Annotated in this window: 3 protein-coding genes and 1 pseudogene; all 4 read right to left on the bottom strand. The window is 65.2% G+C overall.

Going from position 1 to position 2301, the window contains the following annotated elements; genetic code table 11:
• A partial coding sequence (locus JOY90_RS33105) for an ATP-binding cassette domain-containing protein (RefSeq protein ID WP_291695302.1) occupies nt 1-299 on the bottom strand: 299 nt, incomplete at its 3' end.
• Nucleotides 292-1047 carry an ABC transporter ATP-binding protein gene (locus tag JOY90_RS33100; RefSeq protein WP_291695301.1) on the bottom strand — a complete coding sequence of 252 codons (756 nt, stop codon included), beginning with the start codon at nt 1045-1047 and terminating at the stop codon, nt 292-294. The genes JOY90_RS33105 and JOY90_RS33100, both read right to left, overlap by 8 nt.
• Nucleotides 1044-2057, bottom strand: coding sequence for a branched-chain amino acid ABC transporter permease (locus tag JOY90_RS33095; RefSeq protein ID WP_291695300.1), 1014 nt, complete (start codon nt 2055-2057; stop codon nt 1044-1046). The genes JOY90_RS33100 and JOY90_RS33095 overlap by 4 nt, the downstream gene beginning before the upstream one ends.
• Before the next feature lie 12 nt (nt 2058-2069).
• Nucleotides 2070-2301, bottom strand: a pseudogene (locus JOY90_RS33090) (branched-chain amino acid ABC transporter permease); the annotation flags it as partial.

Below are 2301 nucleotides of genomic sequence, written 5' to 3'. Positions count from 1 at the left end.
TTTTCCCGTAGCGACAGCGAGGGAAAGATCTCGCGCTCCTGCGGCACGTAGCCGAGCCCGGCCCAGGAGCGCCGGTGCGGCTTCAGCCTGGCGATATCGCGGCCGTGCAGGTTGATAGCGCCGCCGTGCAGGGTCGTGTGGCCCATCACGGTTGCGAGCAGCGTCGTCTTGCCGACGCCGTTGCGGCCGATGATGGAGAGCGTCTCGCCCTCGCCAAGCGCGAGGCGCACGTCTTCGAGCACGACGGTTTCGCCGTAGCCGGCGAACACGCCCGCGAGCTCCAATGCGGCGCTAGCCATGACGCGCCTCTTCGCCCAGATAGACCGCGCGTACGCGTTCATCCGCCACGATCTCGGCCGGCGTGCCGTCGGTCAGCACCGCGCCTTGCACCAGAACGGTGATGCGCTTGGCCACGCGGAACACCACGTCCATGTCGTGCTCGATGATCAGGATCGCGATGTCCGGATCGAGGCCGGCAATCACATCGAGGATGAGATGGCTCTCCGACGACGGCACGCCGGCGGCGGGCTCGTCCAACAACAACACCTTTGGGCGCAGCGCCAGCGCGATGGCGATCTCCACCAGCCGCAGGCGGCCATAGGGGAGCTCGCGCACGAGCTTGAGCGCGTCGTCCGCAAGTCGCAGCGAATCCAGGTGTGCCAATGCTTCAGCAATAACGGCGCGCTCGGCGCCGGCCGGGCGCCACAATTTGTTGCAGGCACCCGTGCGCTCGGCGACGGCGAGATAGACGTTCTCCAGCACCGTAAGGCCGCGGAACAGCTGATTGATCTGAAACGTGCGGGCGATGCCACGCCGCGTGCGCTTGGCCTGCGAGAGCCGAGTGATATCCTCGCCATCGAGCAGCACCTGGCCCGAATTGGGCTGCAGCACGCCGGTGATCAGGTTCACCAGCGTCGTCTTGCCGGCGCCATTGGGCCCGATCAGCGCCTGACGGGCGCCGCGCTCCAATGTGAGATTGACGTCACGGGTGACGGCGAGCGCGCCGAAACTCTTATGCAGCCCCCGGATTTCGAGCGCGGCGGTCATGATTTCTGCGTCCGGAAGCGGGCGCCTAGGTCTTCGACCAGACCAAACAAACCGCGGCGCGCAAACAATACGACCAGCACCAGCACGAAGCCGATGCCGAACTGCCAGAACTCGGGGCTGGCCTTGGAGAGATAATCCTCGAGCAGCATATAGATGACGCCGCCCGCGAACGCGCCGTAGAGCCGGCCGGTGCCACCCAGGATCAGGATGATCATGACGCCGGCGCTGCGGTCGAAATCGAACACGCCGAGTGTGGCGTAGGCATTGGTCTGCGTGAACAGCGCGCCGGAAACGCCGGAAATAGCCGCGGCGATGGTGTAGACGATGACAAGGCGCCAGCGCACCGGCGAGCCGATCGCATGCATGCGATTGACGTTCTCGCGGATGCCGGCGAGCGCCTCGCCGAACGGCGAGTAGACGATGCGCCGGACCACGTAGAACAGGACGAACAGCACCACCCCGCAATAGATGTAGTTGGTGTGGCCGTAGAGGTCATAATCGAACACGCCGAACAGCGGCCAGATCGTAATGCCCGGAATGCCGTCGTAGCCGCCGGTGAAATCCTTGAACAGGTTGCCGACTTCCTGCAGCAGGATGGTGGTTGAAAGCGTGAGCACCAACAGCGCGAGGCCGCGATAACGCAGCAGCACGAGGCCCGAGAGGAAGCCGGCGATCGCTGCCACGGCGGCCGCAGCAAACAATCCGCTGATCGGCTCGCCGTAGCCGTAGCGGGTGTCGAGGAGGCCTACCGCATAGGCGCCCAGGCCGAAGAACGCCGCATGCCCGAGCGTGACGATGCCCGCATAGCCGAGGATCAGATCGAGCGAGAGCGCGAACATTACGCCGATCAGCACCTGCGTCCCGAACGTCATGCGGTCGGGGAAGACGAAGTAGGCGGCGATCGCCAGCACCCACGGCAAGGCTTCCGCCGGCTTGAAGCGATGTCGGCGCGCGAGAAAGTCGATGGCCCGTTGGCGCGGCGCCGGCGGGCTTTGCAGCGCCGTGCTCATGCGCCCGCTTGATCATTCACGGCCGTAAAACCCCGTCGGCTTGAACAGCAGAATCAGCACCGTCGCCGCGTAGATGAAGAACCCGCCGCCGCCCGCGTAGACGTATTTACCGCCGGTATCGATAACGCCGAGGACGACCGCCGCAACGAGCGTTCCCTTCAGGCTGCCGAGCCCGCCGACCGCGACCACGATCAGAAAGAAGATGAGGTAGATGGTGGCGAAGCTCGGCGTGATGCCGAAGAAC

The sequence above is a fragment of the Bradyrhizobium sp. genome (genome assembly GCF_019242285.1).
GTDB lineage: Bacteria > Pseudomonadota > Alphaproteobacteria > Rhizobiales > Xanthobacteraceae > Bradyrhizobium.
Note: the sequence above shows the minus strand (reverse complement) of the source record. Positions and strands in the feature narration are given on the sequence as shown.

What these genes read in the sequence shown, in the direction of transcription:
- JOY90_RS33095 (WP_291695300.1), bottom strand. Translation starts at nt 2,057, where the DNA reads ATGAGCACGGCGCTGCAAAGCCCGCCGGCGCCGCGCCAACGGGCCATC.
- JOY90_RS33100 (WP_291695301.1), bottom strand. Translation starts at nt 1,047, where the DNA reads ATGACCGCCGCGCTCGAAATCCGGGGGCTGCATAAGAGTTTCGGCGCG.